This is a genomic window from Streptomyces sp. SID486 (genome assembly GCF_009865385.1).
Taxonomy (GTDB): Bacteria; Actinomycetota; Actinomycetes; order Streptomycetales; family Streptomycetaceae; genus Streptomyces.
On record NZ_WWJT01000150.1, the window covers coordinates 1 to 4450 of the forward strand.

The 4450-nt window shown below is 73.3% G+C and carries 3 protein-coding genes and 1 pseudogene; 3 read left to right on the forward strand and 1 reads right to left on the reverse strand.

Annotated features, from left to right (window positions below; all coding sequences use genetic code 11):
• Window positions 1–469: pseudogene (locus tag GT045_RS07420) on the forward strand (3-hydroxyacyl-CoA dehydrogenase); the annotation flags it as partial.
• 365 nt (window positions 470–834) lie between these two features.
• Entirely contained in the window at window positions 835–1077 is a 243-nt protein-coding gene (locus GT045_RS07425; RefSeq protein WP_202516440.1) for a hypothetical protein, read from the forward strand.
• Between the two features lie 100 nt (window positions 1078–1177).
• Here the strand turns inward: GT045_RS07425 and GT045_RS07430 are convergent, their stop codons facing one another.
• Window positions 1178–1654, reverse strand: a complete 477-nt coding sequence (locus tag GT045_RS07430) for a DUF1203 domain-containing protein (RefSeq protein WP_161333675.1) — start codon at window positions 1652–1654, stop codon at window positions 1178–1180.
• A 112-nt stretch (window positions 1655–1766) separates the two neighbouring features.
• Here GT045_RS07430 and pepN point away from each other — a divergent pair, with 112 nt between their 5' ends.
• Window positions 1767–4340, forward strand: a complete 2574-nt coding sequence (gene pepN / locus GT045_RS07435; protein ID WP_161297326.1) for an aminopeptidase N — start codon at window positions 1767–1769, stop codon at window positions 4338–4340.
• Window positions 4341–4450 lie beyond the last annotated feature (110 nt).

Here is a 4450-nt window from a genome sequence, read left to right on the forward strand (position 1 = left end):
CCCCGACCCGCGGCGGGAGGGTGCGCGGGCGGCGGAGCTGCTGCTGGCCCGCACCGGCGAGCTGCGGGCACTGCTCGGGAGCGCCCCGGCCGGCGGCGTCCCCGAAGACCTGCTGCCCCTGCACACCGCCGCCCGCGAGCTGCTCGCCGTGGCCCCGTCCGTCGCCGCCGGCTGGACGCGGGAGCGCGGCGGCTCCCGGGGGCACTTCGCGACCCTCGACGTGGCCGCCCGGCGCATCCCGCTGCGCGCGGCGGCCATGGCGCGCCGGGCCCTGGCCGGCACCGATCCCGTGACCGCCGACACGCTCACGGCCCTGGTGGGCGAGTGGTGCCGGGAACTCGGCAAGACGTACGAGCTGCGCTGGGTTCCGGTGTCCGCGCAGACGGCCCTGCACGTGCGGACGATGCTGGACCTGGCGGCCCGACTGACCGGTCCGGGCCGGTCACCGGGTCGGTTTCCGGGCCGGTGACGGCGGCCGGTGCGGCAAGACCGACCGGTCCGGGGCGAGCACCGGGCCGGTGACGGCGGCCGGTGCCACCGGAGCCGCTCGCGTGCCCGGCCCCTCGGGGCGGGCGTCGGCCGCGGGCCGTTCGAGATGCCGAGCGATCGGGGGGCGGCTAGCGTGTTGGAGGAGGGCCGCGATCGGGCGGTGTACCCCGCCAGGCGGTGAGTGCCCTGATCACCGGGGCCGGCAGCCCCGACGTCGACAGGCCGTGCCTGTCGCCCCGCGACCGTACACGACCGCGCAGTGCCCGTCCGCACCGCGGCAGCGGCCATCGCCCCGTACCGGAAACCCCGGAAACCCCGACGAGGGCGTGGAAGGAAGGTAGGCCCATGAAAGCACAACGAGTGAGGCGTCTCCTCGCGGTCTCCGCGGCCGGCGTTCTCCTGGCCGGCGGCGCCACGATCAGCGTGGCCGGTACGGCCTCGGCCGCGACCCCGCACCAGGTCACCACCAACCGCGGCTGCGGCTGGTACGGACCCTGCGGCGGTTACGGCTACGGGTACAACTTCTTCGGCAACGGATTCCGCAACGGCCTCGTCGGTACCGGTGTCGTGGTCGTCGTCGTGGGCTGATCGCGGTGGCGGACACCGCGTCCGCAACGACCGGACCGGAGCCGGACGGGCCCTCGCCCGTCCGGCTCCGGCATGCCGCGGGCCCGGCGCCCGGGCCGGCTCAGGGCCTGCGGACCTCGTACAGGAAGCACCCGTACTCCACCGCCCGGACATGGACCAGGGCCACCTCCGGGTCGTCGAAGGCCGCCGCGAGGGCGGGCCGGAACGCCTCCGCGTCCGTCACCAGCCGGCCGCCGAGGATCCGGCCGTCGGCCGAGTAGCGGCGCAGTGTGCGGTGGGCGTCGGTGAACGGCAGGGCCTCGCCGGACGGGCCGGCGCAGTCCTCGGCGTGGATGAAGACCGGGCCCTGCTCGTCGTAGGCCCCCGGGTCGGCGCCCGTCCGCGCGGCCCAGCGGCGCAGCGGCGCGTACGAGACGAGGGCGATCCGCTCCCCGGGCTCGCCGTGGCGCAGACAGCAGCGCAGCGGCGCGCCGCCCTCCTCGTCGGTGAACGGCGCCACGGGCCGGCCGGCGTCGTCGGCGGTGCGCAGTTCCTCCAGGACCCCGGGGGTGATGGGGCGTGCGATGTGCGTCGTCATGCCCCCAGCGTCCCGCCGGGCCGCCGCACCCACCGGCGGGATATGGACATCGCGTTCCGTGTGGATCCCATGGAAGGATGGCGCGACCGACACAGAACGAGGAGATGACCGGGTGCCTGGCACAAACCTGACTCGCGACGAGGCACGGCAGCGGGCCGAGCTGCTCTCCGTGGACTCGTACGAGATCGATCTCGACCTCTCCGGCGCGCAGGAGGGCGGTACCTACCGGTCCGTGACCACGGTGCGCTTCGACGTGGCCCGCGGCGGTGCCGAGTCCTTCATCGACCTGGTGGCCCCGGCCGTCCACGAGGTGGTCCTCAACGGCGACCGGCTGGACCCGTCCGAGGTCTTCGGGGACTCGCGGATCGCCCTGCCGGGACTGCTGGAGGGCCGCAACGTCCTGCGGGTCACCGCGGACTGCGCCTACACCAACACGGGCGAGGGCCTGCACCGCTTCGTCGACCCGGTGGACGAGCAGGCGTACCTGTACACGCAGTTCGAGGTGCCGGACGCCCGCCGCGTCTTCGCCTCCTTCGAGCAGCCGGACCTGAAGGCCACCTTCCAGTTCACCGTGAAGGCCCCCGAGGGCTGGACGGTCGTCTCCAACTCGCCGACCCCGGAGCCGAAGGACAACGTCTGGGTCTTCGAGCCGACCCCGCGCCTGTCGACGTACGTCACGGCGCTGATCGTCGGCCCGTACCACTCCGTGCACAGCGTGTACGAGAAGGACGGCCGGACCGTCCCGCTCGGCATCTACTGCCGGCCCTCGCTCGCCGAGTTCCTCGACTCGGACGCGATCTTCGACGTGACCCGGCAGGGCTTCGACTGGTTCCAGGAGAAGTTCGACTACGCCTACCCCTTCGAGAAGTACGACCAGCTCTTCGTGCCCGAGTTCAACGCGGGCGCCATGGAGAACGCGGGCGCGGTCACCATCCGTGACCAGTACGTCTTCCGGTCCAAGGTGACCGACGCGGCGTACGAGGTGCGGGCCGCCACGATCCTGCACGAGCTGGCCCACATGTGGTTCGGTGACCTGGTCACCATGGAGTGGTGGAACGACCTGTGGCTGAACGAGTCGTTCGCCACCTACGCCGAGGTCGCCTGCCAGGCCGCCGCGCCCGGCTCGAAGTGGCCGCAGTCGTGGACCACGTTCGCGAACTCGATGAAGACCTGGGCGTACCGGCAGGACCAGCTGCCGTCCACGCACCCGATCATGGCGGAGATCCGCGACCTGGACGACGTGCTCGTCAACTTCGACGGCATCACCTACGCCAAGGGCGCGAGCGTCCTCAAGCAGCTGGTGGCGTACGTCGGCGAGGACGAGTTCTTCAAGGGCGTCCAGGGCTACTTCAAGCGGCACGCGTACGGCAACACCCGCCTGGCCGACCTGCTGGGCGCCCTGGAGGAGACCTCCGGCCGCGACCTGAAGACCTGGTCGAAGAAGTGGCTGGAGACCGCCGGCATCAACATCCTGCGGCCGGAGATCACCACCGACGCCGACGGGGTCATCACCTCCTTCGCCGTCCGCCAGGAGGCCCCGGCGCTGCCCGCAGGCGCCCAGGGGGAGCCGACCCTGCGCCCGCACCGCATCGCGGTCGGCCTGTACGAGACCGACGAGGCGAGCGGCAAGCTGGTGCGCACCGACCGGATCGAGCTGGACGTGGACGGCGAGCTGACGGCCGTACCGCAGCTGGCCGGCCGGCGCCGCCCGGCGGTCGTCCTGCTCAACGACGACGACCTGTCCTACGCCAAGGTCCGGCTGGACGAGGAGTCGCTGCGGACCGTCACCGAGCGCCTCGGCGACTTCGAGTCGTCCCTGCCGCGTGCCCTGTGCTGGGCGTCGGCCTGGGACATGACGCGGGACGCCGAACTGGCCACCCGTGACTACCTCTCGCTGGTGCTGTCCGGCATCGGCAAGGAGTCCGACATCGGCGTCGTGCAGTCGCTGCACCGCCAGGTCAAGCTGGCCATCGACCTGTACGCCGACCCGGCCACCCGGGACGCCCTGCTGACCCGCTGGACGGACGCCACGCTGGCCCACCTGCGGGCGGCCGAGCCGGGCAGCGACCACCAGCTGGCCTGGGCCCGCGCCTTCGCGGCGACGGCCCGGACGCCGGAGCAGGTGGACCTGCTGGAGGCCCTGCTGGACGGCGCGACGACCATCGAGGGCCTGGCCGTCGACACGGAGCTGCGCTGGGCGTTCGTGGAGCGGCTGGTGGCCGTCGGGCAGTACGACGAGGCGGACATCGCGGCCGAGTACGAGCGGGACCGGACGGCGGCCGGTGAGCGGCACGCGGCCACCGCGCGCGCGTCCCGGCCGACGCCGGAGGCGAAGGCGGAGGCGTGGGCCTCGGTCGTCGAGTCCGACACCCTGCCCAACGCCGTGCAGGAGGCCGTGATCAGCGGCTTCGTGCAGACCGACCAGCGGGAGCTGCTCGCGTCCTACACCGACGCCTACTTCGAGGTCCTCAAGGGTGTCTGGGAGTCCCGTTCGCACGAGATGGCTCAGCAGATCGCCGTCGGCCTGTACCCGTCGGTCCAGATCTCCGCGGAGACGCTGGCCAAGACGGACGCCTGGCTGGCCGCCGCCGAGCCGAGCCCGGCCCTGCGCCGTCTCGTCTCGGAGTCCCGCTCGGGCATCGAGCGCGCGCTGAAGGCCCAGGCGGCGGACGCCGCGTCGGCCTGACGCAGACGAATGCGGCGGGCGCCCGGTACGACACCGGGCGCCCCCGCTTCCCACCGGGCGCCCCCTTCGGGCGCCCGCTGCTTCTCGTACCGCCGTCCCGGGGCGCCCGC

Bases quoted from the DNA above. Each gene is read 5' to 3' on its own strand.
- GT045_RS07425 (WP_202516440.1), top strand. From the start codon at position 835: ATGAAAGCACAACGAGTGAGGCGTCTCCTCGCGGTCTCCGCGGCCGGC.
- GT045_RS07430 (WP_161333675.1), bottom strand. From the start codon at position 1,654: ATGACGACGCACATCGCACGCCCCATCACCCCCGGGGTCCTGGAGGAA.